This window comes from Klebsiella sp. K5-45 (assembly GCF_030128605.1).
GTDB classification, from domain to species: Bacteria; Pseudomonadota; Gammaproteobacteria; order Enterobacterales; family Enterobacteriaceae; genus Klebsiella; species Klebsiella quasipneumoniae.
Genome location: NZ_JAKUZW010000003.1, coordinates 65,733 through 91,694, shown reverse-complemented (window position 1 = coordinate 91,694; position 25,962 = coordinate 65,733). Strand labels below are relative to the sequence as shown.

Annotated in this window: 24 protein-coding genes; 1 reads left to right on the top strand and 23 read right to left on the bottom strand. The window is 56.3% G+C overall.

Going from position 1 to position 25,962, the window contains the following annotated elements; genetic code table 11:
- Positions 1-37 precede the first annotated feature (37 nt).
- The 13 genes from lipB to leuS all read right to left on the bottom strand — a co-directional run bounded on the left by lipB (position 38) and on the right by leuS (position 13,272).
- Positions 38-682 (bottom strand): lipoyl(octanoyl) transferase LipB, encoded by a 645-nt coding sequence (lipB, locus tag MKS11_RS07155; RefSeq protein WP_004885871.1) that lies wholly within the window; start codon positions 680-682, stop codon positions 38-40.
- A 104-nt stretch (positions 683-786) separates the two neighbouring features.
- A complete protein-coding gene (gene ybeD, locus MKS11_RS07150; RefSeq protein ID WP_002894474.1) occupies positions 787-1,050 on the bottom strand; it encodes a DUF493 family protein YbeD in 264 nt (87 codons plus the stop codon).
- A 112-nt stretch (positions 1,051-1,162) separates the two neighbouring features.
- Complete coding sequence (gene dacA / locus MKS11_RS07145; protein ID WP_002894539.1) at positions 1,163-2,362, bottom strand: D-alanyl-D-alanine carboxypeptidase DacA; 1,200 nt, start codon at positions 2,360-2,362, stop codon at positions 1,163-1,165.
- Between the two features lie 139 nt (positions 2,363-2,501).
- Positions 2,502-3,644 (bottom strand): endolytic peptidoglycan transglycosylase RlpA, encoded by a 1,143-nt coding sequence (gene rlpA, locus MKS11_RS07140; protein WP_043521635.1) that lies wholly within the window; start codon positions 3,642-3,644, stop codon positions 2,502-2,504.
- A gap of 11 nt (positions 3,645-3,655) precedes the next feature.
- Positions 3,656-4,768, bottom strand: coding sequence for a peptidoglycan glycosyltransferase MrdB (gene mrdB, locus MKS11_RS07135; protein WP_004885876.1), 1,113 nt, complete (start codon positions 4,766-4,768; stop codon positions 3,656-3,658).
- Positions 4,768-6,669 (bottom strand): peptidoglycan DD-transpeptidase MrdA, encoded by a 1,902-nt coding sequence (gene mrdA / locus MKS11_RS07130; protein ID WP_004885880.1) that lies wholly within the window; start codon positions 6,667-6,669, stop codon positions 4,768-4,770. Before mrdA ends, mrdB begins: the two co-directional genes overlap by 1 nt.
- A gap of 27 nt (positions 6,670-6,696) precedes the next feature.
- On the bottom strand, positions 6,697-7,164 hold the full coding sequence (gene rlmH, locus MKS11_RS07125; protein WP_002894620.1) for a 23S rRNA (pseudouridine(1915)-N(3))-methyltransferase RlmH: 468 nt from the start codon (positions 7,162-7,164) through the stop codon (positions 6,697-6,699).
- A 3-nt stretch (positions 7,165-7,167) separates the two neighbouring features.
- Positions 7,168-7,485 (bottom strand): ribosome silencing factor, encoded by a 318-nt coding sequence (rsfS, locus tag MKS11_RS07120; RefSeq protein WP_002894623.1) that lies wholly within the window; start codon positions 7,483-7,485, stop codon positions 7,168-7,170.
- A gap of 223 nt (positions 7,486-7,708) precedes the next feature.
- On the bottom strand, positions 7,709-8,338 hold the full coding sequence (locus MKS11_RS07115) for an adenosylcobalamin/alpha-ribazole phosphatase (protein ID WP_004885883.1): 630 nt from the start codon (positions 8,336-8,338) through the stop codon (positions 7,709-7,711).
- Positions 8,339-8,410: 72 nt separating this feature from the next.
- Positions 8,411-9,061, bottom strand: a complete 651-nt coding sequence (nadD, locus tag MKS11_RS07110) for a nicotinate-nucleotide adenylyltransferase (protein WP_165474094.1) — start codon at positions 9,059-9,061, stop codon at positions 8,411-8,413.
- Positions 9,054-10,085: a DNA polymerase III subunit delta gene (holA, locus tag MKS11_RS07105; RefSeq protein ID WP_004885888.1), complete on the bottom strand. Its 1,032-nt coding sequence runs from the start codon at positions 10,083-10,085 to the stop codon at positions 9,054-9,056. Before holA ends, nadD begins: the two co-directional genes overlap by 8 nt.
- The gene (lptE, locus tag MKS11_RS07100; protein WP_284109457.1) at positions 10,085-10,675 is read right to left on the bottom strand and encodes an LPS assembly lipoprotein LptE; all 591 of its coding nucleotides are present in this window, start codon (positions 10,673-10,675) and stop codon (positions 10,085-10,087) included. Before lptE ends, holA begins: the two co-directional genes overlap by 1 nt.
- A gap of 14 nt (positions 10,676-10,689) precedes the next feature.
- A complete protein-coding gene (leuS, locus tag MKS11_RS07095; protein WP_087771319.1) occupies positions 10,690-13,272 on the bottom strand; it encodes a leucine--tRNA ligase in 2,583 nt (860 codons plus the stop codon).
- 226 nt (positions 13,273-13,498) lie between these two features.
- On the opposite strand from leuS, the gene MKS11_RS07090 reads away from it, so the two are divergent.
- Positions 13,499-13,981: a zinc ribbon-containing protein gene (locus MKS11_RS07090; protein ID WP_025999140.1), complete on the top strand. Its 483-nt coding sequence runs from the start codon at positions 13,499-13,501 to the stop codon at positions 13,979-13,981.
- 307 nt (positions 13,982-14,288) lie between these two features.
- Here the strand turns inward: MKS11_RS07090 and MKS11_RS07085 are convergent, their stop codons facing one another.
- The 10 genes from MKS11_RS07085 to MKS11_RS07040 all read right to left on the bottom strand — a co-directional run bounded on the left by MKS11_RS07085 (position 14,289) and on the right by MKS11_RS07040 (position 25,877).
- Complete coding sequence (locus tag MKS11_RS07085) at positions 14,289-16,067, bottom strand: filamentous hemagglutinin N-terminal domain-containing protein (RefSeq protein ID WP_087771320.1); 1,779 nt, start codon at positions 16,065-16,067, stop codon at positions 14,289-14,291.
- Positions 16,068-16,130: 63 nt separating this feature from the next.
- Positions 16,131-17,801: a ShlB/FhaC/HecB family hemolysin secretion/activation protein gene (locus tag MKS11_RS07080; protein WP_017901432.1), complete on the bottom strand. Its 1,671-nt coding sequence runs from the start codon at positions 17,799-17,801 to the stop codon at positions 16,131-16,133.
- Positions 17,802-18,100: 299 nt separating this feature from the next.
- On the bottom strand, positions 18,101-18,826 hold the full coding sequence (locus MKS11_RS07075; RefSeq protein ID WP_004885898.1) for an amino acid ABC transporter ATP-binding protein: 726 nt from the start codon (positions 18,824-18,826) through the stop codon (positions 18,101-18,103).
- Positions 18,826-19,500, bottom strand: a complete 675-nt coding sequence (gene gltK, locus MKS11_RS07070) for a glutamate/aspartate ABC transporter permease GltK (protein WP_002894707.1) — start codon at positions 19,498-19,500, stop codon at positions 18,826-18,828. The genes MKS11_RS07075 and gltK overlap by 1 nt, the downstream gene beginning before the upstream one ends.
- Positions 19,500-20,240, bottom strand: coding sequence for an amino acid ABC transporter permease (locus MKS11_RS07065; RefSeq protein ID WP_002894709.1), 741 nt, complete (start codon positions 20,238-20,240; stop codon positions 19,500-19,502). The genes gltK and MKS11_RS07065 overlap by 1 nt, the downstream gene beginning before the upstream one ends.
- A gap of 164 nt (positions 20,241-20,404) precedes the next feature.
- Positions 20,405-21,316, bottom strand: coding sequence for an amino acid ABC transporter substrate-binding protein (locus tag MKS11_RS07060; RefSeq protein ID WP_004885900.1), 912 nt, complete (start codon positions 21,314-21,316; stop codon positions 20,405-20,407).
- Between the two features lie 354 nt (positions 21,317-21,670).
- Positions 21,671-23,209: an apolipoprotein N-acyltransferase gene (gene lnt, locus MKS11_RS07055; protein ID WP_004885901.1), complete on the bottom strand. Its 1,539-nt coding sequence runs from the start codon at positions 23,207-23,209 to the stop codon at positions 21,671-21,673.
- 126 nt (positions 23,210-23,335) lie between these two features.
- Entirely contained in the window at positions 23,336-24,214 is an 879-nt protein-coding gene (gene corC / locus MKS11_RS07050) for a CNNM family magnesium/cobalt transport protein CorC (protein WP_004197606.1), read from the bottom strand.
- Positions 24,215-24,360: 146 nt separating this feature from the next.
- Positions 24,361-24,834, bottom strand: coding sequence for an rRNA maturation RNase YbeY (gene ybeY / locus MKS11_RS07045; protein ID WP_002894722.1), 474 nt, complete (start codon positions 24,832-24,834; stop codon positions 24,361-24,363).
- The gene (locus tag MKS11_RS07040) at positions 24,831-25,877 is read right to left on the bottom strand and encodes a PhoH family protein (protein ID WP_004176871.1); all 1,047 of its coding nucleotides are present in this window, start codon (positions 25,875-25,877) and stop codon (positions 24,831-24,833) included. Before MKS11_RS07040 ends, ybeY begins: the two co-directional genes overlap by 4 nt.
- Positions 25,878-25,962: the final 85 nt, after the last annotated feature.

Here is a 25,962-nt window from a genome sequence, read left to right as displayed (position 1 = left end):
TCAGCCCCCCGCCGTCAGCGGGGCGCTGATCTGCCGCTTAACCCTGAGGCAGGTATTCGTGCGGGGGATGGTTCAACAGCGCCAGCAGATTGGCGACCAGCCGCGGAGCGACAGTCTCCGGGGTGGCTTCCGGTAGCCACTGACGCATTTGCGTCATCTCCATACCGGCATAGCCGCAGGGGTTGATACGCAGAAACGGCGTCAGATCCATCGCGATATTGAGCGCCAGGCCGTGGAAAGAGCAGCCTTTACGGATCCGCAATCCCAGAGAGCAGATTTTGCGATCGCCGACGTAGACGCCAGGGGCATCGGCGCGGGGGTGCGACTCAATCCCATATTCGGTAAGGGTATTGACGACCGTTTGCTCCAGCAGCGTCACCAGTTCACGCACCCCCAGCTTGCGGCGCTTGAGGTTCAACAGGACGTACATTACCTGCTGTCCCGGGCCGTGATAGGTTACCTGGCCGCCGCGATCGCTTTGGATCACCGGAATATCACCGGGCACCAGCAGGTGTTCCGCTTTGCCGGCCTGACCCTGGGTAAAGACCGGGTGATGTTCTACCAGCCAGATCTCATCGAGGGTATCTTCATCACGGGCGTCGGTAAATTCATGCATCGCCTGCGAGACGGGTTCGTAAGGTTGCAGGCCAAGCTGCCGGATTAGAATTTTATTGTGCTGCAAAACAACATCTCCGCCGGGAAGAGAGAATTCAGGTCGGGGAGTATATCACAGCCGTGTGAAAGGGAATGAGAAGACCCGGCACGGCGGCCGGGTCAGGGAAAGGGTTACAGCACCATCCGAACGATATCGATATTGCCTAACTCTTCGTACAGCGTTTCCACTTGTTCAATGTGGGTGGCGTTGATGGTGATGGAGACCGAGTGGTAGTTACCTTTGCTGCTCGGTTTTACTGACGGCGAGTAATCACCTGGCGCATGGCGCTGTACCACTTCCACCACCTGATCAACCAGCTCAGGCAACGCCTGCCCCATTACTTTGTAAGTAAATGGCGTAGGGAATTCAAGCAGTTCGTTAAGTTTGGTTTTCATGTCAGCTCCGGTGTTACGACAAAATAATAACTCCCACCAAGGGCGGGAGTTATCAGGTTACTTGGATGAATAGTATATGGGGATGGAAATCACACTTTCAAGCGTTCGATTTTTAACCAAACCAGTGGTGGAACATTAATTTAATGTAATCAATAATTTTACCGAAGAAATTACCTTCCGGAATTTCCTGCAGCACCACCAGCGGGCGCTGGTCAATGGTTTTACCATCCAGCTGGAAGTTAATGGTGCCGACGACCTGGTTTTTCTGCAGCGGGGCATGCAGCTCAGTGTTATTCAGCACGTAGCTGGCTTTCAGATCTTTCATCCGGCCGCGCGGGATGGTCAGGTAGACGTCTTTATCCACCCCCAGCGAAGCGCGATCGCTGTCGCCGAACCAGGCTGGTTCGGATGCAAACTCTTTGCCGGCTTTAATCGGGTTGACGGTTTCGAAGAAGCGGAAGCCCCAGGTCAGTAGTTTTTTGCTTTCCGACTCACGCCCTTTGAACGTCCGGCCGCCCATTACCGCCGAGATCAGACGCATCTGGCCTTCGGTGGCGGAAGCGACGAGGTTGTAGCCTGCTTTGTCGGTGTGGCCGGTTTTGATGCCGTCGACGTTCAGGCTGTTATCCCACAGCAGGCCATTACGGTTCAGCTGGCGGATGCCGTTGAAAGTGAACTCTTTCTCACGATAGATCGAGTATTCGTTCGGCACATCGCGGATCAGCGCCTGGCCAATCAGCGCCATGTCGCGCGCCGAGCTGTACTGGCCGTCAGCGTCGAGGCCGTGAACGGTCTGGAAATGGGTGTTTTTCAGGCCGAGGGCGTTGACGTAGTTGTTCATCAGGCTGACGAAGGCATCCTGGCTGCCGGCGACATAGTCGGCCATCGCCACGCAGGCATCGTTACCGGACTGCAGGTTGATACCGCGGATCAGCTGGGAAACCGGCACCTGCATCCCCGGTTTGAGGAACATCAGGGAAGAGCCTTTGAATACCGGGTTGCCGGTGGCCCAGGCGTCGTTGCCGACGGTGACCAGATCGGACTCTTTGAATTTGCCCGCTTTCATCGCCTGACCAATAACATAGCTGGTCATCATTTTGGTCAGACTGGCCGGGTCGCGGCGGGAGTCGGCGTTGTTTTCAGCCAGCACCTTGCCAGAATTGTAATCGATAAGGATCCAGGATTCGGCGTCAATCTGCGGGGCGCCTGGGATCATCGTTTTGATATTCAGGTCATCGGCGCGGGCAGCGGAGGAGAGCGCTGCAACGGAGAGCGCCGTGATGAGTAAACGAGCGGTGAAAGAGGTCTTCATGGTCAGAACAACGGCATCCGTGATGGAGTTAAAAAAAGTGCCTTACTATAGCAAATGCTCTGCGGGCCAGCATCCGACATTGCGCATGAGTTTGTTAATGACTTTTACATGCGCAAGGTGAACGGGCTGCCCGCGGCCTTTAGTTGGCGCGAGTAATAAAGGACTGCAGCTGCGCTTCGCTTTGCAGGCGCTGCTGAACGGCGCTGGCCTGCGCCTTGTCGGCAAATGGTCCCAGCTGAATACGCCACACCGCGCCGTTTTGCATGACCCGGCCTGGCACAGAGAACTGCTGGCTCAGACGCTGCTGATACTGCTGCGCCCGCGCCTGGTCGCTCACTGCGCCCACCTGGACGACAAAGTTACCGCTGGCGCTGGAGGTGGCGGAAGAGGAAGCGGCAACGGCGCCGGCGGCTGCGGCCGCTGCGGGCGCGACGCTACCCTGGATGGAGCCGGGGGCGGTCACCGGCGCTGCTGGCGTGGCGCCGGCGGCAGGTGCGGTCACGGTGGCGGCCGCGGGTTCGCTGCTCTCCAGCACGCCGCTGTTCAGCGGCGTCGGGGCGCCGAGGAAACCGCCGCTGTTCACCGGAGCGCCAACGCTATCTTCCGGCTTCAGCGTGCTGTTGCTGATCGGGCGAACGTCAGTGGGCGCAGGCTGGTTCATGCCAGCAGCGTCACCGCCGTCCAGATTCGGACGGGCGGGCAGAGCGTAAGTCTGTTTGGCGACGGTGGTACAAGCCATTCCCGGGCCGGAAAGCGAACCGTCAGGCGCGACGATGATGGGGTCGATACGCACTTTGGTGTTGTTCGAGGTGTTCAGGCGGTCGGCGGACGCGCGAGAGAGCGAGATAACCCGATCGTTGCCGTAGGGACCGCGATCGTTAATCCGCACGACGATCATGCGCCCGTTGGCGAGGTTGGTGATCCGCGCATAGCTCGGGATCGGCAGCGTCGGGTGCGCCGCGGTCAACTGCGTCGGGTCGAAGGTTTCACCGCTGGCGGTCAGGTTGCTGTTGGGTTCCGCGTCATAGATCGCCGCGAAACCGGCCTGAGTAAAGTTTGCCGGATCCTGGACGATTTTGTAGCGCTTACCGTCGCGCTCATAATCCTGATTCGCCGTCGCGTTCGGCGTTTCATACTGCGGATCGGCGCCGCTGATCTCAACCGTCGGGCCATTACAGACGGCCGGCTGTGGAGTACTGACCGTCTTTTGTTGCACGTCATCACTCGAACATGCCGCCAGCAGCCCCGCTGCTATGCAGATCCCCAGCCATTGCTTACGCATTGCGAACCCCTTTAAACGCTTTTCGACAACATTTTTCTGTGGGTATGGATCGACATCACGATACCAAACCCGGCCATCAATACGATCAGGGCGGAGCCCCCGTAGCTCACCAGCGGCAACGGTACGCCCACCACCGGTAAAATACCACTCACCATACCAATATTTACGAAGACATAAACGAATAAAATCAACATTAAACCACCGGCCATGACCCGGCCAAAGGTGGTCTGCGCCTGAGCGGCGATCCACAGTCCGCGCATGATCAGCAGAATATAGAGCGCCAGCAGGATCAGCACGCCAATCAGGCCCAGCTCTTCGGCGAGAACGGCGAAGATAAAGTCGGTATGGCGTTCCGGCAGGAACTCCAGCTGCGACTGGGTGCCGTGCAGCCAGCCTTTGCCGCGCAGACCGCCAGAGCCAATGGCAATTTTAGACTGAATAATATGATACCCCGCGCCCAGCGGGTCGGTTTCCGGATCGAGCAGCATCATCACGCGCTGGCGCTGATAGTCGTGCATCAGGAAGAACCACAAAATCGGGATAAAGGCGGCGACCAGCACCACCGCAATGCCGATCAGTCGCCAGCTGAGGCCGGAGAGGAACAGCACAAACAGACCGGAGAGGGCGATCAGAATCGAGGTCCCGAGGTCAGGCTGCGCCGCTACCAGCAGCGTCGGCAGAAAGATCAGCACCAGGGCAATACCGGTGTTCTTCAGCGAAGGGGGGCAGACGTCGCGGTTAATAAAGCGCGCCACCATCAGCGGCACGGCAATTTTTGCAATCTCCGACGGCTGAAAGCGGACGATACCGAGATCCAGCCAGCGCTGCGCCCCTTTGGAGATGGCGCCGAAGGCGTCGACGGCCACCAGCAGAATAATACAGAAAATATAGAGATAGGGCGCCCAGCCTTCATAGACCCGCGGCGGGATCTGCGCCATGACGATCATGATCACCACGCCCATGGCGATCTGGCCGATTTTACGCTCCATCATGCCGACGTCCTGACCGCTGGCGCTCCAGATAACCAGTGCGCTGTAGGTCAGCAGCGCCAGCAGGATCAGCACCATGGTGGGGTCAAGATGGATCTTATCCCACAGCGATTTTTTGTTCGGATTATCCGTCATTATTGATCCTCCCCTGCGGTCACCGCCGGGTTTTCGCTTGGTAGCGTGGTGTTGTTATCGCCCAGCATGATGTGATCGAGGATTTGGCGCATAATCGTACCGACCGCCGGGCCGGCACCGCCGTTTTCCAGGATCATCGCCACGGCAACCTGCGGGTTGTTATAAGGCGCAAACGCCGTCATCAGTTTATGGTCACGCAGACGCTCAGAGATTCGGTGCGCGTTATAGGTTTCGTTGGCCTTCAGGCCAAACACCTGGGCGGTACCGGACTTGGCCGCGATTTTATACGGCGCGCTGGCGAAATACTTGTGCGCGGTGCCGTTGCCGCGGTTGGCCACGCCGAACATGCCGTCTTTGGCGATTTCCCAGTAGCCGGAATGAATGTCGCCTACCGGCGGCTCATGAGGCTGGACCCACGGAACGGGCTTGCCGTCTTCCACGGTGCTTTGCAGCAGGTGCGGCACTTTCACCACCCCGTCGTTAATCAGGATCATCAGCGCTTTGTTCATCTGGATCGGCGTGGCAGTCCAGTAACCCTGGCCGATGCCCACCGGAATGGTGTCCCCCTGGTACCAGGGTTTCTTAAAGCGTTTGAGCTTCCATTCGCGGGTCGGCATGTTGCCCGAGCGCTCTTCGGCAAGGTCGATACCGGTATAGTGGCCGTAGCCAAACTTGCTCATCCACTCCGCGAGGCGATCGATGCCCATGTCATAGGCGACCTGATAGAAATAGGTATCCGCGGACTCCTCAAGCGCTTTGGTGACGTTCAGGTGGCCGTGGCCCCATTTTTTCCAGTCACGATAGCGTTTTTCCGAGCCGGGCAGCTGCCACCAGCCCGGGTCAAACAGGCTGGTATTGCGGGTGATCACCCCGGCGCTCAGCGCCGAGACGGCGACGTACGGTTTGACCGTCGATGCCGGCGGATAGACCCCTTGCGTCGCACGGTTGACCAGCGGCGTGTTCGGATCGTTGAGCAGGCCGGAGTAATCTTTACTGGAGATGCCGTCGACGAACAGGTTCGGGTCGTAGCTCGGCGTCGAAACCAGCGCCAGAATGGCGCCGGTACGCGGGTCGGTGACCACCACTGCGGCGCGGCTACCAGCCAGCAGCGTTTCGATATACTGCTGCAGCTTGAGGTCAAGGGTGAGGTAGATGTCGCGTCCGGCCTGCGGCGGCACCTCTTTGAGCTGACGAATCACGCGGCCGCGGTTGTTCACTTCAACCTCCTCGTAGCCGGTCTGACCGTGCAGGACGTCCTCGTAATAACGCTCAATACCCAGCTTACCGATGTCGTGGGTCGAGGCGTAGTTGGCCAGTTTGCCCTCTTTATCGAGGCGGTCGACGTCTTTATCGTTAATTTTCGAAACGTAGCCGATGACGTGCGTCAGCGCCGAGTTATAGGGATAGTAACGGCGCTTGTAGCCTTTGACTTCCACGCCGGGAAAGCGGTACTGGTTGACGGCAAAGCGGGCCACCTGCACTTCGCTGAGGTTGACCTTTACCGGAATCGAGGTAAAGCGATGGGAGCGGGCGCGCTCCTTTTTGAAGCCGGCGATATCATCGTCGGTTAAATCGACGACGTCGCGCAGCGCATCCAGCGTTTGCTGCACGTTATCGACTTTCTCCGGCATCATCTCCAGCTGATAAATGGTGCGGTTAAGCGCCAGCGGAGTGCCGTTACGATCGTAAATAATGCCGCGGCTCGGCGGGATCGGCACCAGCTTGATGCGGTTTTCGTTCGAACGCGTCTGATAGTCGTCGAAGCGAACGATTTGCACATTGTACAGGTTGGCGATCAGAACGCCGGTAAGCAGCAAAATCCCCAAAAAAGCGACCAGCGCCCGGCGCACGAACAGCGAGGATTCAGCCGTATAGTCGCGGAAAGAATTCTGTAATTTCATTCGCTGCTCAGTCTACCCTGATCATCATTACTCACGGTGGTACGGATGGTTGGTGGTAATGCTCCACGCCCGATACAGGCTCTCGGCCACCAGTACGCGCACCAGCGGGTGAGGTAAGGTGAGGGTGGAGAGCGACCAACTCTGTTCCGCCGCTGCTTTACAGGCTGGAGAGAGGCCTTCCGGGCCGCCGACCAGCAAACTGACGTCGCGCCCGTCCTGTTTCCAGCGTTCCAGTTCGCGCGCCAGCTGCGGCGTATCCCATGGTTTACCCGGAATATCCAGGGTCACGATGCGGTTTTTACCGGCAGCGGCTAACATCATCTCGCCCTCTTTTTCGAGGATGCGCTTGATATCAGCGTTCTTGCCGCGCTTACCGGCTGGGATCTCCACCAGTTCGAACGGCATATCTTTGGGAAAACGGCGCAGATACTCGCTAAAGCCGGTCTGTACCCAGTCCGGCATTTTGGTGCCAACGGCCACCAGCTGCAACTTCACGCATTAACTCCAGAGTTTTTCCAGCTCGTACAAACGACGGCTCTCTTCCTGCATGACGTGAACCATCACGTCGCCGAGGTCGACGACGATCCAGTCGGCGGCGGCTTCCCCTTCAACGCCCAGCGGCAGCATGCCGGCGGCGCGGGATTCCTGAACCACGTGGTCGGCGATGGACATCACATGACGCGTGGAGGTGCCGGTGCAGATAATCATGCAATCGGTGATGCTGGATTTGCCATGTACATCAATGGCAACGATGTCCTGACCTTTCAGGTCATCAATTTTGTCGATAACAAAATCCTGGAGTGCTTTACCCTGCAAGTGTTCCCCCTGGGTGCGTGAAGATTGATAATCATAAAGAGCCTGACAGTATACCTGAACTGATGAAAAAGTCGGGTGAAATGTCTGTCGGCAGGCGTTCGCGGCGGGGTATCATCCCATCCCTCGCCGAGGATTGCATCGCCATTTTTGTAAAACAATTTTCTGCAAAGCGGCTTTGGCGGATGCTGCCTGGCAGCGGAGAATAGCAGCCTGCTCTGGCCTGTCAATGGTTCGGCGGGAATTCTTCTTCCGACTGCCAGACGGCCTGGCTATTTAATACCCGCAGGGTGGTGAAATCGTGGCGGATTTCGAGCAGGCTCCAGGCGCCATGGGCTATCGGAAAGTGCCACATCGCCGCGGCGGGCATCTGCAACAGCAGGGCGGTCAGCAGGCTCAGAACGCCCTGATGGCCGACGATCAGCAGATGGTCAAGATGGCGGCAGTCGGTCAGCGTGGGGATAAACTCGCTGACGCGGCGGGCAAAACGCTGAAAGCTTTCGCCGTTAGTAGGGGCCGCGTGCTGCCAGTCAGCACACCACGCGGCATAGTTTTGCGCATCTTCTCGTTGAAGGTCGCGATGATGACGCATCTCCCAGTCGCCGAAAAACATCTCATTGAGCGCGGCATGGCATTCGCGCGGGATAGCGCGATCGCCAAGCAGCAGATCGGCCGTTGTCCCGGTCCGCGCCAGCTCGCTACAGAAGACTTTATCGAAAGGCACCGCGCGCAGCCGTTCGCCGAGCGCTCGCGCCTGAGCGACGCCTCGCGGCGTCAGGGGCGTTGGGGCATGGCCGCTGTATAATCCGGCAACGTTGGCTTCGGTTTCGCCATGGCGAACTAACCATAATTTCATGAACAGGCTCTGACAGGCGATGGAGAGGTGGCGTTACCATAGCGCTTTTTTCGCGTCAGGCCCAGCGCGGGGTCAGCAATAGAGACCCTGCTCGCGGATGTAGTCCAGCACCGCGGCCGGCAGCATCTCGGCGCAGGACTCGCCGCGCTCGAGGCGCTGGCGAATGATCGTCGCCGAAATATCGAAACACGGTGTCTCAGCCAGGTAGATCACGCCGGAAGGGCGGCGATGCAGAGATTCCACATCGTGGGTTAAATGGCGATCCAGCCAGCGCTGATCGGCCTCATGGGCCATGGTCAGTGGGTAACCCGGCCGGCGGCAGACAATCAGGTGAACATTGTCGAGGATGGTTTCATAGCGGTGCCAGGTGGGAAAGGTGAGCAGCGAATCCTGGCCAATGATAAACGCCAGCGGCTTGTGCGGCCCCTGCTCCTGGCGCCACTCCTGCAGCGTTTGCGCCGTCCAGGAGGGGGTATCGCGCTGCAGTTCGCGTTCATCGAGCGTGAACAGCGGCTTATCGGCAATCGCCAGCTTCAGCATGTGCACGCGCTGGGCGCTTGTGGCTTCCGGTTGTGGACGGTGCGGCGGGACGTTATTAGGCATGATGATGACCTTGCTCAGGCCAATCTGATTCGCCAGGATCTCGACCGGCTTGAGGTGACCATAATGCACCGGATCGAAGGTGCCGCCATAGATTGCCTGTAAGTGAGTCATATCAACCATCAATAAAAACGTCCGCCAGGGCTTTGTGGCAGAGCAACAACGAAAGACTTTCCAGTTCGGGCCAGACGTCGTACCCGTAATCCTGTTTAAAGGTCAGTTCCGCACGGGTCAGAAGAGTCACCGCCTGGCGCAGCTGTTCGCCGCTCAGTCGGGCGAGGGCGTCGCTGAGCAGCTGACGGCGGTTTTGCCAGACCCGATGTTTATCAAACAGCGAACGCAGCGGCGTCTGTGCCGACTGGCGCTTGAGGGTCACCAGCAGCAGCAGCTCCCGCTGTAGCGTACGCAGCAGGATCGCCGGCTCGCAGCCTTCAAGACGGAGCTGCTGCAGGACGTGCAGCACGCGCTTACTTTTGCCTGCCAGTAGGGCATCGACCCAATGGTAAGGGGTAAAGTGCGCGGCATCGTTCACCGCCTGCTCAACGCGGGGCAGCGTCAGCTTACCGTCCGGCCAGAGTAGCGCCAGACGCTCCAGCGCCTGCGCCAGCGCCAGCAGATTGCCTTCGTAACAGTAGCACAGCAGCTGGCTGGCCGCGTCGTCGAGCTGCAGCTGATGCTGTTTGGCCCGGGCGGCAAGCCAGCGCGGCAGCTGCGCGTATTCCGGCGTCTGGCAGCTGACCTGGACGGCGCGCTGCGCCAGCGCGGTGAGCCACGCGGCATTCTCCTGGGCTTTGGTCAACTTACTGCCGCGAACTATCAGCAGCAGGTCGTCGTGCAGCAGACCGACCAGCGTCGCCAGCTGTTCGTTGATCGCCGCGTTGGGGCCATTCTCTGGCAGGATTAGCAACAGGGTTTGCCGGCTGGCAAACAGGCTCATCGCCTGGCTTAAGGCGAAAAGCGCCTGCCAGTCGGTGCTGTTGTCGATAGAAAAGGTATGGTGTTCGGTAAAGCCTTGTGCGGCAGCGGCTTCGCGAATAGCGTCCTGGCTTTCCTGCAATAACAAAGGATCGTTGCCAAGCAGCAGATAGGCCGCGCGCAGCCCTTCAGTGAGCTGCGCGCGGAGCTGTTCCGGGTACAACCGAATCATCATTGACCCAGCGTGGTGGTGACGCGGTTACCCGAGGACGCCGGCGCGGTGTTGCCCGCGACCGGTTTTTCTTCCTGCTGGGTGGCTTCAACATCCGCTACCTGAACGCTTGGTAGTTTACGAATCAGCTGTTCCGCCGCTTTATCGTACATTTCCTGGATAATCATATCCTGCTCGGCGTCTTTGGCTAACGCCGCCTGCGGGTTATCAAAGAACGAACGATAGACCTTAGTGGTTATCGGATAGATATCGTGACCCGGGATCAGAACGCTGGCATGGACGGTCATGACCATCTGATATTCCGCCGTACGACCGTCCTGGAACACCGAGGCCGTATCTTTCTGAATCGACGAACCATCGAGGCGCAGAGAAGGGACATCTTTACGCAGCGTGCTGGCGTCGATCAGTTCCACGCCGTTAAGACGCAGCTGATTGCGCACCGCGCGGCTTAATGGGCCATTCGGATCGCTCGACTGGAAAATCATGGTTTTCATGGTGGTGGGCACCTTGGTAGTGCTACGCAGATGCCAGCCACAGCCGGCGGTGGCAAGCACCGCCAGAGATAACAACATTGTTACCAGATATCGCACGCTTCCTCCCGCGCTTAGCCAACGACCAGATTGAGCAGTTTACCCGGGACGTAAATCACTTTACGCACGGTTTTGCCGTCGAGATACTTCGCCACCAGATGCTCCTGGCCGGCGCGCTCGCGGACCTGCTCTTCAGTTGCGTCTACCGCAACGGTAATTTTACCACGAACTTTGCCGTTGACCTGGACGACGACGAGGGTGCTGTCTTCCACCATCGCGCTTTCATCCGCCACCGGCCACGGCGCGTTGTCGATATCACCTTCGCCGTTCAGCTCACGCCACAGGGTGAAGCTGACGTGCGGGGTGAACGGGTTGAGCATACGCACTACCGCCAGCAGGGCTTCCTGCATCAGGGCGCGATCCTGCTTATCTTCTTGCGGCGCTTTCGCCAGCTTGTTCATCAGCTCCATGATCGCCGCGATGGCGGTGTTGAAGGTCTGACGACGGCCGATGTCATCGGTCACTTTGGCGATAGTTTTGTGGATATCGCGACGCAGCGCTTTCTGATCTTCACTCAGCGCCGCCACGTTCAGGGCCGCAACGTCCCCTTTGGTGGTGTGTTCGTAGACCAGCTTCCAGACGCGTTTCAGGAAGCGGTTCGCCCCTTCGACGCCAGATTCCTGCCACTCGAGGGTCATATCCGCCGGGGATGCGAACATCATGAACAGACGGACAGTATCCGCGCCGTAGCGCTCAACCATGACCTGCGGATCGATGCCGTTGTTTTTCGACTTGGACATCTTGCTCATGCCGGTGTACACCAGCTCGTGACCCGCCGCGTCTTTCGCTTTCACGATGCGGCCTTTTTCGTCACGTTCGACGATGGCGTCAACCGGGGAGACCCAGTTACGTTCGCCGTTTTCGCCTACGTAGTAGAAGGCGTCAGCCAGCACCATGCCCTGGCACAGCAGCTGTTTCGCCGGCTCATCGGAGTTGACCATCCCCGCGTCGCGCATCAGCTTGTGGAAGAAGCGGAAGTAGAGCAGGTGCATGATCGCGTGTTCGATGCCGCCGATGTAGATATCGACCGGCAGCCAGTAGTTGGCCGCTTGCGAATCCAGCATCCCTTCCTGATACTGCGGGCAGGTGTAGCGCGCATAGTACCAGGAGGATTCCATAAAGGTGTCAAAGGTGTCGGTTTCGCGCAGCGCCGGCTGGCCGTTAACCGTGGTTTTGGCCCATTCAGGATCGGCTTTGATCGGGCTGGTGATACCGTCCATGACTACGTCTTCTGGCAGGATCACCGGCAGCTGATCTTCCGGGGTCGGCAGCACGGTGCCGTCTTCCAGGGTAACCATCGGGATCGGCGCGCCCCAGTAGCGCTGACGGGATACGCCCCAGTCACGCAGGCGGTAGTTAATTTTACGCTCACCTACGCCCATGGCAGCCAGTTTGTCAGCAATAGCGTTGAAGCCCGCTTCATAATCGAGGCCGCTGAATTCGCCGGAGTTAAACAGGACGCCTTTCTCGGTCAGCGCCTGCTGGGAAAGATCCGGCTCGGAGCCGTCGGTGGCGAGGATCACCGGCTTGATGTTCAGCCCGTATTTGCTGGCGAACTCGTAGTCGCGCTGGTCGTGGCCCGGAACGGCCATCACCGCGCCGGTGCCGTACTCCATCAGCACAAAGTTAGCCGCCCATACCGGAATTTCTTCACCGGTCAGCGGGTGGATAGCTTTAAAGCCGGTATCGACGCCTTTTTTCTCCATCGTCGCCATGTCGGCTTCCGCCACTTTGGTGTTGCGGCATTCGTCGATGAAGGTGGCCAGCGCCGGATTGTTCGCCGCAGCCTGCTGCGCCAGCGGGTGACCCGCAGCGACCGCCAGGTAGGTACAGCCCATAAAGGTGTCCGGGCGGGTGGTATAGACGGTCAGCTTGTCGGCGTAGTTATTGACGTCAAAGGAGATTTCCACCCCTTCAGAACGGCCGATCCAGTTGCGCTGCATGGTCTTCACGGTGTCCGGCCAGTGGTCCAGCTTATCCAGATCGTTCAGCAGCTCATCGGCGTAGGCGGTGATTTTAATAAACCATTGCGGGATCTCTTTACGCTCGACTTTGGTGTCGCAGCGCCAGCAGCAGCCGTCGATAACCTGCTCGTTGGCCAGCACGGTCTGGTCGTTCGGGCACCAGTTCACTGCGGAGGTTTTTTTGTACACCAGGCCTTTTTTATACAGCTCAGTGAAGAACTTCTGCTCCCAGCGGTAGTATTCCGGGGTGCAGGTTGCCAGCTCGCGGCTCCAGTCATAGCCGAAGCCCAGCATTTTGAGCTGGTTTTTCATGTAGGCGATGTTGTCGTAGGTCCACGGCGCTGGCGCGGTGTTGTTTTTTACCGCCGCCCCTTCCGCCGGCAGACCGAACGCATCCCAGCCAATTGGCTGCAGGACGTTTTTACCCAGCATGCGCTGATAGCGGGCAATCACGTCGCCGATGGTGTAGTTACGCACGTGACCCATGTGTAGTCGACCAGAAGGATAAGGAAGCATCGACAGGCAGTAATACTTCTCTTTGCTCTCGTCTTCAGTTACTTCAAATGTACGATTTTCGTCCCAGTGAAGCTGGACTTTCGATTCTATCTCTTCCGGGCGGTATTGCTCTTGCATGGCAGCCAGTGGTCCTGTTTTCAATACAGCTACAAAATGTAGCCAATGGATGTGTTATTTCAGATCGGCATAGCATAGCCCAAACGCCAACGTCAAAACAGCTTTTCGCACATCAACATCGGCAAAAGCTGGGCAGATTATTTCGCGAGTCTGTGGCTTGTCAGACACAGCGGGAGAGGAATAAGGTCTATTATCAGAAGACGTTAACCACACCGGAGGCGAAATGATGAACAAGGTTGCTCAATATTACCGTGAACTGGTCTCCTCGCTCAGCGAACGGCTCCGCCATGGAGAACGCGATATTGACGCGCTGGTGACGCAGGCACGCGATAAAATTGTCCGCGCCGGCGATCTGACGCAGAGCGAGATTGAGTCGGTGATAGCCGCGGTCAAGCGCGATCTTGAGGAGTTTGCCCGCAGCTACGAAGAGAGTCATGAAGACGAGAGCGACAGCGTGTTTATGCGGGTGATCAAAGAGAGCCTGTGGCAGGAGCTGGCCGATATCACTGACAAAACCCAGCTTGAGTGGCGGGAGGTTTTTCAGGATCTGAATCACCACGGCGTATACCACAGCGGCGAAGTGGTCGGTTTAGGCAACCTGGTGTGTGAGAAGTGTCACTATCACCTGGCGGTGTATACCCCGGATGTGCTACCGCGCTGTCCGAAATGCGGCCACGATCAGTTCCAGCGCCGGCCATTTGAACCCTGATGCATCCGGCCCGGTGCGTATTAATAGCATCGGGCCTGATTAAAAACGACCTATCATTGCATTAACGAGATAGATAAACGTCTTCCCTGTGATTGTAAAATATCTCAGCTGTCTCTTTTACCCTGATCACTTCGCGCTTCATATAATCATTATGAGCGAGCAGAGCACTCGTCCTCAGCATGAATGCGGCTTGATGATTACTATCTCGTGATAGATCTTTCCGCGCGAATGGAAAGCGTGTGCCAGCATGGTGCGCCATAATAAAATGACTACCGGCGATGCGCTGACATCAGCGCATCGCCTGCTCTTACCGCTTGGTCGTGATTTCAGCTTGTTTAAACTGCTGATGACCGCCCATCTCGGAAACATAGTTGTGCGCGGAGTTCAGCACCAGTTTGTTAGTGGAGATAGAACCAACATTACAAGTTGAAAGCTTCAGGAAACCACAGCGATAGCCGCCATTATAGACTTTATTAGCGATAATCGTCAGATTCTCTCCTGCCTGAAGAGTGCCGTAGTTGGTGATATCGGCAAAATTTTTCGTATCCAAGGTGAGATCTTTGGCTGCGATGATTTGGCCTTCATTTTTCATACCATAATAAGCGATGATATTCGCATCGACACTATCAATAGTTGCCTTATTGTGAACGTTATTACTCTCAATCTGTACGGATTTTCCGTAAACGTAGTTGTTATTTTTGAACTGGACGCTTTTAACCGTCATAGAGTTTCCGCTAACAAGGTTACCGTCCTGGATGATATCGCCATTAGTGATAAGCGATATATCGATACCAGAAATTCGCCCTGTATTATGGATGTTGCCTGAACTGACGTTGCTATCCTTTGCCGACACGATAGCCAGATTAGTGTAGCCCCAAAGGTTACCGGTGACGGTGAGATTATCCCCGCTAAACTTGACGTTGGTGATTTCGCCCCACATTGTACCGCCGTTGTTGATATTGTGGGCAGAAATATTTAACTGGCCATCGGCGTTAATCGTTGAACCATAGGTGGTATTGATATCGCCGAGGGTGGTTAAGGTTAATGCCTTGGTGCCATTAATTCTGCCGGTATTGACGAGGTTGCCGGCGGCGCTCACGTTAAGCGTTTTGTCACTGGTAATCGTGCCTTCATTGGTCAATGTGTTCAGAGTGGTGACCTGAGTGGCGAGGGCGCTGCTGTTAATGCTGCCCTTATTTTTCATCTCACCTGCTGAGACGATTTGCGTCGCGATGCCTTTCCCAGTGATAGCGCCTTCATTAATCAGTGAACCGTTGCTGGTCATGGTGAGAAGGGTGTTTGTAGCCATCGTGCCTTTATTCCGGACGCCGAAACCCAGATTATTACCAGTCATGGTGATACTGTTGGCCTTGATTCCGCCTAGTTGGCTAATATCAATGCTGTATTCCGGATATAATATTTGTTTGGCTGTGGCTGCTTTTCCAAGGCTGGTCATCTTTCCGGTTTTGTTATCAAACGTTAAGTTGCCCGCGCCCACCATAGCGTTAGCTGCCGTCATTGTGCCGTTAATCGCGATGGCGTCGGCCAGCAAGGCTACATAGCTGTTAGACGCGTTCATACCTTTATCGTCAATGGTGATTTTACCCTGCGTGACCGTATAGCTATCAATCGCGCCGGTATCGCTCAGATTGACCTGGCCTGTCGTCAGCACTGCTTTGTTAGTATTAATAAAACTGCACCCGGAGCAGGTGATGCCGTTAGGGTTGGCGATAACGACATCGGCTTTTTGTCCGTTAACTTCGATAAAGCCCTGCAGATTACTCATTTTATTGGAGGTGACTTCATTTAAAATAACGGAAGCGCTGCCGTTGGTCAGATTATTATTCTTAGCGATATTACCGTGAGTGCTGTGGTTCACGTCGCTGGCGCTGTTGTTTAAAATAGTGCCGTTAGGGCCGACGTTGAATTCGCGATATAAGTTATGCGAGACGCCAGCGGCATTAGGAGCTTCGATATCAATAACATTTGCCCCTGATCTATGCGTATAGCTTGACGGATCGGCATAAACAACGGATGAACTTAGCGCTGCAGCCAGAGCAACATATGAAACCTTGAATTTAAACATGTAATTTATTCCTTTAAATAGTAAAAAATGAATCAGTAAATTGCAGTAATGCGCCGATGAAAACTAATACCTCCACTGTAATGAAAAGCCCAGGTTCATGGCATCGCTATGAAAGTCATCAGGTTTACTGATGGGCGTGCCGATAAAAAAATCATATTGCGTAGACGCTATTTCTCCGCGGACGCCGCCGACTGCGCCTGAAAGGCTTTTTCCCTGTCTGGCGCGCTCGGTACCAATGATCCTGCCGAAGTCAAGGCCAAGATATACCTGCTGGTCGGGGGTGGGAATATTCCAGCTAAAATCATTGCGCCAGTACCAGCCTTGATTGGCCGAAAGCGTATTTTCACCGTCAAAGCCGCGAACCGTCCAGCGATTGCCGATATTAAACTGGTTGTCCGAAGATAATCTATCCGGGCTGAACTGGGCATGGAAACGCGGCATCCAGCTAAACTTATCGCCGGTTGCGGCAAACTGCATCAAGGCCTGTATATCGGCGTGAACAATGCGCGATTGATGGCTATATAAACCGCCTTTTTCCTCGGGGGTGGGGACGGAGCTCAGCCACGGCAGGCTGCGCTGAACGCCCAGGCTTGCGTCGATAATTTTCCTGTTGAAATAGTGCTGATGGCGCACGGTAAATTCCCAGACAGGATTTTGTTTACGCATCACATACAACTCATCGCCGCCAAAGAAATAGTGCGAACTGCTCTTCGCTATGCGCAGATCGGCGGTCGTTTTTTGTTGTCGGGTATGCGAAAGCAGGCGGCTAAGGGTCGCGCTGTAATAACGGTTTTTACTTTTATAGTCGATGCTTGACCATCTTCCTTTAAACAGCTGGCGGTACTGGCTGTAGGAGCCGTACAGGCTCAATGACCAGTAACCAAAAGGCACGGAGTAGTAAAGGTTGCCGTTATGGTTGCCGTCGTTGTGCTGGTTGAATTCAACGTCGCCGCCTGCCGAGATGGAAAGAATATCGTTCAATGAAGATAAATCGTAAAGGTATAGCGCGCCGCCACCCTGATAGCGACCGCTGGCGCGGCTGCCTGCGTCATCAAGCCAGGCGCCAACCTGCCACTGTTTATCCATTACCCGGGCGATTTCAATATCACTTTCGCCAATGTGTTCCCCGGGCCGCAGCTTCATATGGGCGCTGGCGCCAGGCAGGCGCTGCAGGTTAGCCATCCCTTGTTCAAGATCGCTGAGGCGCAGGATTTTACCGGTATGGGTGGGCATGGAGGTCCACAGGTTCGTCACGGCACTATTTGGCGCAAAATCAATATGCCCCGTTTTGCCATAAGTCAGCGTTATTTTGAGAATGCCCCCTTCTAGTGACTGAGAAGGGATATCGATCAGGGAAGTAATATACCCTTGTGTTATCAGTTCATTTTGTAGGGCGTTCGTCAGCAGGCGAATCCCTTCTATTCCGAGGCAATGGCCGGGCGCCTGGGCAGCGATCTTCCCGAGGAGGGCGGTGGTTTTTGCGTTGTCCTCGGAGGCAATATCAACTTTCGTGATGTACCGACAGGTCGCTTCCTCGGGAAATATCAAGGTTTGCGTTTTCGCATAGGTGCGAGAAGATTGGTATTGCTGCTGATGGGGCATTAATGCGCTTTCACGGGCTTTATCCTGTTCTACCTGGTTTACCGTGGCGGAGTCAATACCCGCCCGCGCGGTAAAGCAGGTGAGCAAATTTAAACACAAAATAATGGCCAGTCCGTTAGTGTTAGTCCGCATGAAGCAATATCCGTTTGTTTCATTGAGTAAGATTATAATTAATGGTTGTGCACGGCATGAAATAGCCTGCGCGGCGTATAGCAAGTCAATTGAAATATTATTTCAAGAAATTTAAACTCACGGGGATTATTACAAGATGCCGTATGCTAACGATGACGTGGCGGTTAATCTATTCTACGGCCCCTGAATTCTTTGTGAAATTTTTACTTCACGTTGTGAAGCTGTCGCTTTGAGATGAAGCAATTGAAAAGGGGAGGGGCTGACAGGCGCGCACGGTGATATCGTGCGCGCCGCAGAAGTTAGTGCAGAATTTTGGCGAGGAAATCTTTAGCGCGATCGGATTGTGGATTGGCGAAGAAGGCCTCTTTATCGGCATCTTCGACTATCTTTCCTTCATCCATAAAGATCACCCGGTTGGCCACCTTACGGGCGAAGCCCATTTCATGGGTCACTACCATCATGGTCATCCCTTCGTTGGCCAGTTCCACCATGACGTCCAGTACCTCGTTGATCATCTCCGGGTCGAGCGCTGAGGTGGGCTCATCAAACAGCATAGCGATCGGGTCCATACACAGGGCTCGGGCAATGGCCACGCGCTGCTGCTGGCCACCGGAGAGCTGCGCCGGATATTTTTCCGCGTGCGCCGCCAGGCCAACGCGCTCCAGCAGCTTGAGACCCTTCTTGCGCGACGACGCTTTGTCACGATTGAGAACCTTAACCTGCGCCAGCGTCAGGTTGTCGATAATCGACAGGTGCGGGAACAGTTCAAAATGCTGAAACACCATTCCGACGTGCGAGCGCAGTTTGGCAAGATTGGTCTTTTTATCGTTAACCACGGTGCCATCGACGATAATCTGCCCCTGCTGCACCGGCTCAAGGCCGTTTACGGTTTTAATCAGCGTGGATTTACCGGAGCCTGACGGCCCGCAGACCACCACGACTTCGCCTTTTTTCACTTCCGTGGAGCAATCGGTCAGCACCTGAAAGTGACCATACCATTTTGAAACGTTTTTCAGGGTAATCATTACACAGTCCTTTTCTTCAACCAGCTGACCAACAGCGAGGCGCTGAGGCTAATCACAAAATAGACGCCGCCCGCGAACAGGATCATTTCGACCTGGGTCCCGTCACGCTCGCCAATCGTGGAGGCGGTACGGAAGAAGTCGGCGAGGCTCAATACATACACCAGCGAGGTATCCTGGAACAGGACGATCCCCTGGGTTAACAGCAGCGGCACCATGGCGCGGAAGGCCTGCGGCAGGATCACCAGCCGCATCGACTGCCAGTGGGTCATTCCCAGCGCCAGCGCGGCGCTTGACTGGCCGCGGGAGATGCTCTGGATACCGGCGCGGATAATCTCTGAATAGTAGGCGGCCTCGAACATCGAAAAGGCCACCATCGCCGAGATCAGGCGAATATCCGTTTTCGGCGACAGTCCCAGCACGTTCTGCAGGAAGCCCGGGACAATCAGGTAGAACCACAGCAGAACCATCACCAGCGGGATAGAACGGAACACGTTAACGTAGGATTTAGCAAACCAGGCCAGCGGCAGAAAGCTGGACAGGCGCATGACCGCCAGCAGGGTGCCCCAGACGATGCCGACCACGATGGCGATCACCGTAATCTTCAGGGTGATCACCAGCCCTGCCAGCAGGTAGGGCATGGAGGGAACGATCGAACTCCAGTCAAAATCGTACATTATTTGCCTCCCATATTGCCAGGCAGGCGAACCTTACGCTCGACCACATACATAATCAGCATAATCACCGCGTTGATGAAAACATAGGCCAGGGTGATGGCGGTAAAAGACTCCCAGGCATGAGCTGAGTAGTCCAGCAGTTTGCCCGCCTGCGCGGCCATATCGGCCAGACCGATGGTGGAGGCGATGGCCGAGTTTTTCACCAGGTTCATCATCTCCGAGGTCATCGGCGGCACGATAACGCGATAGGCGTTCGGCAGCAGCACGTAGCGGTAGGTTTGCGGCAGGGTCAACCCCATCGCCAGACCGGCGTTCTTTTGCCCGCGCGGCAGCGACTGGATAGCGGCGCGTACCTGCTCGCACACGCGAGCGGCGGTAAACAGCCCCAGGCACAGCATGGAGGAGACAAAGAACTGAATGTTTGGGTCCAGCTCCGATTTAAACCACATGCCGATATTTTCCGGCAGGAATTCCGGCACCACCAGGTACCAGGTAAAGAACTGCACGATCAGCGGCACGTTGCGAAACAGTTCGACATAGCAGGTGCCAATGCCCGAGAGGAAGCGATTGGGGACCGTGCGTAAAATGCCGAACAGCGAGCCGACGAGAAAAGCGATGATCCAGGCCGAGATGGAGAGGGCGACGGTGATCTGAAAACCGCTCCACAGCCAGCCCAGGTAGGTAGTGTTGCCGAAGGGGGCCTGTTGCAGGAATATCCCCCAGTTCCAGTCTATTGACATACATGACTCCTGGAAAAAAAAGGGTAGCCATTGCTACCCTCGAAGACGGTTGTCCAGCTTGTTTCGGTATTCGCGGCGGCTGGGGAACGACCAGCCGCCGTATAGTCTGTCCGTGCTGTGACAATCATCGGGAGGGCAGGATATCCCGCCCCTGGTTGTTATAATTAGTTCAGTGCTTTGTCATTAGGTGATTTGAACAGCGCTTTCATGTCGTCCGACAGCTCGAAGTTCAGGTTAAGATTTTTTGGCGGAATCGGGTTTTTGAACCATTTGTCGAACCACTTCGCCGCTTCGCCAGAGGTCTGGGCCTGGGCAACGGTTTCATCGACCAATGCCTTGAAGGTTGGATCGTCCTTACGCAGCATGCAGCCATAGGCTTCTTTCGACTGCGCGGTGCCGACGATTTCCCAGTTATCCGGTTTCTTCGCCTTGGCGCGTTCGCCGGCCAGCAAAGCGTCATCCATCATAAAGGCCACCGCGCGTCCGCTTTCCAGAGTACGGAAAGAGTCGCCATGATCTTTGGCGCTGATGATGCGCATATTCATTTTTTTCTCATCGTTCAGCTTATGCAGCAGGATCTCAGAGGTGGTCCCGGAGGTGACGACGACCGCTTTATCCTTCAGGTCCGGGAAATCTTTGATCGGGCCGCCTTTCTTCACCAGCAGACGGGTGCCGACGACGAAGATAGTATCGGAGAAGGCCGCCTGTTTCTGGCGCTCAAGGTTGTTGGTGGTAGAGCCGCACTCGAAATCAAAGGTGCCATTCTGCAGCAGCGGAATACGATTCTGCGAGGTGACCGGGATCAGTTTGACCTGCAGATCGGGTTTGTTCAGTTTTTTCTTGATGGCATCGACGATGGCGTTGGAGTAGTCCTGAGAGTAACCCACAACCTTCTGTTGGTTATCGTAGTAAGAGAAAGGGACGGAAGATTCGCGATGGCCGACAACGATAACGCCATTTTTCGCGATCTTATCCAGAGTGCTCTGGCCAGCCGCCGGGGCAGCATCTTCCGCCTGCGCCAGACCAGCGGTCATTCCCATTACCAGCATTGCCGTGGCCAGTTTACGTAATTGCATATCCAACTCCTTATCCGCAGCGTCACCGACGCTATTGATACCCATTGTGATTGTGTGTGTTGTTATTAGGGGCACGCATCCACGTGCCGCATTTGTATGTGTTTGTTAGCATTTAGTTTGGCTTAATGTAAATATTTTGCTGCTTTATTGTTTATTTTTGCGAAGCGCTCCGCACCAATGGGAGGCAAATATCTTCCATTGCACCAAAATAGCGCGACCACCGATCGTTTATGGTGCAACCCGGTTGCACTGGGCCGGAGGACGGCGCTACTCGATTAAATAAAGCAATCACTGTGCCAGGGTGGCAAATGACGGGAAGAAAAAAGCCGGCGACGGGCGTCGCCGGTAGAGAACTTATCGGCGACGCTGACGCAGGCTCATCAGAAGCGCACCGAAGCCGAGCAGCGCCGTCAGCGCCCACAGCGGCCAGTTGCCAGTGCGAGCGTAAGGGGTCATGCCGCTGGTGGGCGTCACGGTGGTGGTCAACACCTCACGGGTAAACTGCGGGATCATCTTCTGGATCTCGCCGCGTGGGCCGATCACGGCGGTAATGCCGTTGTTGGTACTGCGCAGCAGGGGGCGGGCCAGCTCCAGGGCGCGCATCCGCGCCATCTGGAAGTGTTGCCACGGGCCGATGGACTTGCCGAACCAGGCGTCGTTAGAGATGGTCAGCAGGAAGTCGGTATCCGGACGGAAGTTATCCCGCACCTGTTCCCCGAGGATGATCTCGTAGCAGATGGCCGCGGTCAGCTTCAGGTTATGCGCCATCAGCTGCGGCTGCACGTAGGGACCGCGGCTGAAGGAGGACATCGGCAGGTCGAAGAATGGCGCCAGCGGACGCAGAATCGACTCCAGCGGTACAAACTCGCCGAACGGCACCAGATGGTTCTTGTTGTAGCGGTTGGTCGAGTCGTAGCGGTACGGGTTATCTTTGCCGAGGGTAATGATGGTGTTGTAGGTGTCGTAGCGATTCTGCTTATTAAGACGCGCGTCGACGATGCCGGTGATCAGCGAGCTGTCTTTTGCGCGCAGCAGATCGTCCATCATGCTGAGGAACTGCTGCTGGTTGATCTCCAGATCCGGGATCGCCGATTCAGGCCAGATAATCAGCTGCGAGTGGCCGATATGCGGCTGGGTCAGCGCCAGGTAGGTTTTCAGGGTATTAACCAGCTGTTTCTCGTCCCACTTCATGGCCTGCGGGATATCGCCTTGCACCAGCGAGACCTGCGTCGCGCGCTCCGGCAGCAGCTGATACCACTGGATATAGCGCAGCGGGAACGGCAGGGCGAACAGCACCGCGGCGATCACCAGCGCCTTCCCGTTGCGCTGCACGAGGGCCAGAGCCAGCAGGCCGCTAACCATCATCAGCAGGAAGTTGATCGCCTCAACCCCCATCACCGGCGCCAGGCCTTTCAGCGGGCCGTCGATCTGGCTATAGCCGAACTGCAGCCACGGAAAGCCGGTCAGCACCCAGCCGCGCAGGAACTCGGTGATCTGCCAGACGACGGGGGCGGCGATCGCCACCCGTAGCCAGCTGGTTTTGGGCCACAGCCGGGCGAGCAGGCCGGCAAACAGGCCGGTGTAGAGCGACAGATAGGCCGCCAGCAAAACGACGAGGAAGACGTTAACCGGACCCGGCATACCGCCAAACTGCGCGATACTGACATAAACCCAGTTGATTCCCGTGCCGAACAGGCCAAGTCCCCAGAAATAGCCGATGCCGGCGCTTTGCAGCGGGCGGCGGTTGAGGGTTAACGCCTGCAGACCGACCAGTGAAATAATTGCCGCGGGCCAGAAGTCGTAAGGTGAAAAAGCCAGCGTTCCGCTGGCTCCGAATAGCAGCGCCAGCAGCAGACGTACGCGCTGGCGTTCAAGAAGAGAGGCAAATACCATTTAGGCTAATCGTCCCGTAAATTAACGCCTGTTGCCACAGGCTATGCTGTTTGCCAGCCGGGGAGGGGACAACCGAGTATCGCCACGGTCTGTCTCCCGGCTGGCCGTGACATTCAGCGCCGCCGCTTACTCTTCCAGCTTCGGCTGGGGAGCATCATCCGGCAGCTTAACATGCACCTGAATGATACGACGACTATCTGCCATTGCTACCTTGAATTGGTAACCATCAATGTCGATAGATTCGCCGCGAGCCGGCAGGTGGCCAAAGGCCTGCATTACCAGCCCGCCAATGGTATCCACTTCTTCATCGCTGAAGTGCGTATCGAAGGCGTCGTTGAAGTCTTCAATGGAGGCCAGGGCGCGTACCGTCCAGGTATGGCGGCTCAGCTGGCGGAAATCGATATCTTCTTCTTCGTCGTACTCGTCTTCAATTTCCCCGACGATGAGCTCAAGGATATCCTCGATGGTCACCAGACCGGAGACGCCGCCGAATTCGTCAATAACGATCGCCATATGGTAGCGCTGTGAGCGAAACTCTTTCAGCATGCGGTCGACCCGCTTGCTTTCCGGAACGACAACCGCCGGCCGTAACACTTTTTCCATGCTGAAGGCTTCGGCGTCGCTGCGCATAAACGGCAGCAGATCCTTGGCCATCAGAATCCCTTCGATGTGATCTTTATCCTCACTGATGACCGGGAAGCGCGAGTGGGCGGATTCGATGATGACATCGAGGCACTCGTCCAGCGTCTGATTGCGTTTCAGGGTAATCATTTGTGAACGGGGGATCATAATGTCGCGGACCCGCTGGTCGGCGATATCCATTACCCCTTCGAGCATGTCACGCGTATCTTCATCGATAAGATCGTTCTGCCCGGAATCACGGATCAGCGCCAGCAGTTCATCGCGGTTTTTCGGTTCCCCGTGAAAGAGCTGGCTGAGTAACAGGGAGAAAAATCCCTTTTTGCTGTTTACTGTGTCACTACTGTGTGAATTGTCGTCGCTCATGGCGTCGTTTGGGTTCTCATGTTGATTTAATGTCGCTCGTCGCGCGTAAACTCAGCGCCGGACGGCATGGGTTGCCTGACGTTCAGGCGGGTAAAATGCATGAACAGCAGCCGGATGAGGCGCAAGCGCCACGATCCGGCAGGGGGCTATTCAGCAATCTTCTCGGAAATGTACGGGTCCTCATAGCCCAGAGCAAGCATTATCTCTGTTTCGAGGCCTTCCATCTCTTCCGCTTCGTCATCTTCGATGTGATCGTAGCCCAGCAGATGCAGGCTGCCGTGCACCACCATATGCGCCCAGTGCGCCTCCAGCGGTTTACCTTGCTCGCTGGCTTCCTGCTCCACCACCTGACGGCAAATGATCAGATCGCCGAGCAGCGGCATTTCAATCCCCGGCGGCGCTTCAAACGGGAAAGAGAGGACGTTGGTCGGCTTATCCTTGCCGCGATAGGTCAGGTTCAGCTCATGGCTTTCTGCAACGTCGACCAGACGAATCGTTAACTCTGACTCCTCCTGAAACGGCGGAATGACGGCGTCGACCCAGCGTTGAAAAAGGGCTTCGTCCGGCAGGCCGCTGGTCTCTTCGCAGGCCAGCTGTAAATCGAGGATCACCTGACTCATTTTTGCTCCTGTTCCTGGGCTTCGCGTTTGCGCTCGGCGGCCAGTTCTGCTTTACGTTTCTGGTCTGCGGCTTCCCATGCCTCATAGGCGTTCACGATGCGGGCGACCACCGGATGGCGGACCACGTCTTCGCTATGGAAGAAGTTAAAGCTGATCTCATCGACTTCCGCCAGCACTTCGATGGCGTGGCGCAGACCGGATTTGGTGCTGCGCGGCAGGTCAATCTGCGTGATATCGCCGGTGATCACCGCCTTGGAGTTAAAGCCGATGCGGGTCAGGAACATTTTCATCTGCTCGATGGTGGTGTTCTGGCTTTCATCAAGAATGATAAAGGCGTCATTCAGCGTCCGTCCGCGCATATAGGCCAGCGGGGCCACTTCGATGACGTTACGCTCAATCAGCTTTTCCACCTTCTCAAAGCCGAGCATCTCGAACAGCGCGTCGTACAGCGGGCGCAGATACGGGTCGACCTTCTGGCTCAGATCGCCGGGCAGGAAGCCGAGCTTTTCACCCGCTTCGACGGCCGGACGGGTCAGCAGAATGCGGCGGATCTCCTGACGCTCCAGCGCATCAACCGCCGCCGCCACCGCCAGATAGGTTTTCCCGGTACCCGCCGGACCCACGCCGAAGGTGATGTCGTGATCGAGGATATTGGCGATGTACTGCGCCTGGTTCGGCGTACGCGGTTTGATCACCCCGCGCTTGGTCTTGATATTGACGGCTTTTCCGTACTCCGGCACGCTCTCGGCGCTTTGCTCAAGCACGCGCGCCTCTTTGATCGCCAGATGGATCTGCTCTGGTTCAATATCCTGAATCTGACCGCGCATCGGCGCCGTGTCGACATACAGGCTGCGCAGAATATCGGCGGCGGCGTGTACGCAAAGGGCGCGTCCGGTCAGCTTAAAGTGATTGTCACGGCGGTTGATCTCAATGCCTAACCGACGCTCCAGCTGTTTGATGTTGTCGTCAAACGGGCCGCACAGGGCTAACAGGCGTGCGTTATCCGCTGGCTCCAGGGTAATTTCACGAGTGTCTATGTTCAAACTGTTCCTCTTTACGCAGGTGGCCGGACGCGGCGCGTGGCCGGCTAATCAGGAAATTATTTACGTCACAGGAAAATGGCGCAAG

Coding starts and splice junctions, on each gene's coding strand:
- ybeD (WP_002894474.1), bottom strand. CDS start 1,050: ATGAAAACCAAACTTAACGAACTGCTTGAATTCCCTACGCCATTTACT.
- dacA (WP_002894539.1), bottom strand. CDS start 2,362: ATGAAGACCTCTTTCACCGCTCGTTTACTCATCACGGCGCTCTCCGTT.
- rlpA (WP_043521635.1), bottom strand. CDS start 3,644: ATGCGTAAGCAATGGCTGGGGATCTGCATAGCAGCGGGGCTGCTGGCG.
- mrdB (WP_004885876.1), bottom strand. CDS start 4,768: ATGACGGATAATCCGAACAAAAAATCGCTGTGGGATAAGATCCATCTT.
- mrdA (WP_004885880.1), bottom strand. CDS start 6,669: ATGAAATTACAGAATTCTTTCCGCGACTATACGGCTGAATCCTCGCTG.
- MKS11_RS07115 (WP_004885883.1), bottom strand. CDS start 8,338: ATGAAATTATGGTTAGTTCGCCATGGCGAAACCGAAGCCAACGTTGCC.
- nadD (WP_165474094.1), bottom strand. CDS start 9,061: ATGGTTGATATGACTCACTTACAGGCAATCTATGGCGGCACCTTCGAT.
- holA (WP_004885888.1), bottom strand. CDS start 10,085: ATGATTCGGTTGTACCCGGAACAGCTCCGCGCGCAGCTCACTGAAGGG.
- leuS (WP_087771319.1), bottom strand. CDS start 13,272: ATGCAAGAGCAATACCGCCCGGAAGAGATAGAATCGAAAGTCCAGCTT.
- MKS11_RS07090 (WP_025999140.1), top strand. CDS start 13,499: ATGAACAAGGTTGCTCAATATTACCGTGAACTGGTCTCCTCGCTCAGC.
- MKS11_RS07085 (WP_087771320.1), bottom strand. CDS start 16,067: ATGTTTAAATTCAAGGTTTCATATGTTGCTCTGGCTGCAGCGCTAAGT.
- MKS11_RS07080 (WP_017901432.1), bottom strand. CDS start 17,801: ATGCGGACTAACACTAACGGACTGGCCATTATTTTGTGTTTAAATTTG.
- MKS11_RS07075 (WP_004885898.1), bottom strand. CDS start 18,826: ATGATTACCCTGAAAAACGTTTCAAAATGGTATGGTCACTTTCAGGTG.
- gltK (WP_002894707.1), bottom strand. CDS start 19,500: ATGTACGATTTTGACTGGAGTTCGATCGTTCCCTCCATGCCCTACCTG.
- MKS11_RS07065 (WP_002894709.1), bottom strand. CDS start 20,240: ATGTCAATAGACTGGAACTGGGGGATATTCCTGCAACAGGCCCCCTTC.
- MKS11_RS07060 (WP_004885900.1), bottom strand. CDS start 21,316: ATGCAATTACGTAAACTGGCCACGGCAATGCTGGTAATGGGAATGACC.
- lnt (WP_004885901.1), bottom strand. CDS start 23,209: ATGGTATTTGCCTCTCTTCTTGAACGCCAGCGCGTACGTCTGCTGCTG.
- corC (WP_004197606.1), bottom strand. CDS start 24,214: ATGAGCGACGACAATTCACACAGTAGTGACACAGTAAACAGCAAAAAG.
- ybeY (WP_002894722.1), bottom strand. CDS start 24,834: ATGAGTCAGGTGATCCTCGATTTACAGCTGGCCTGCGAAGAGACCAGC.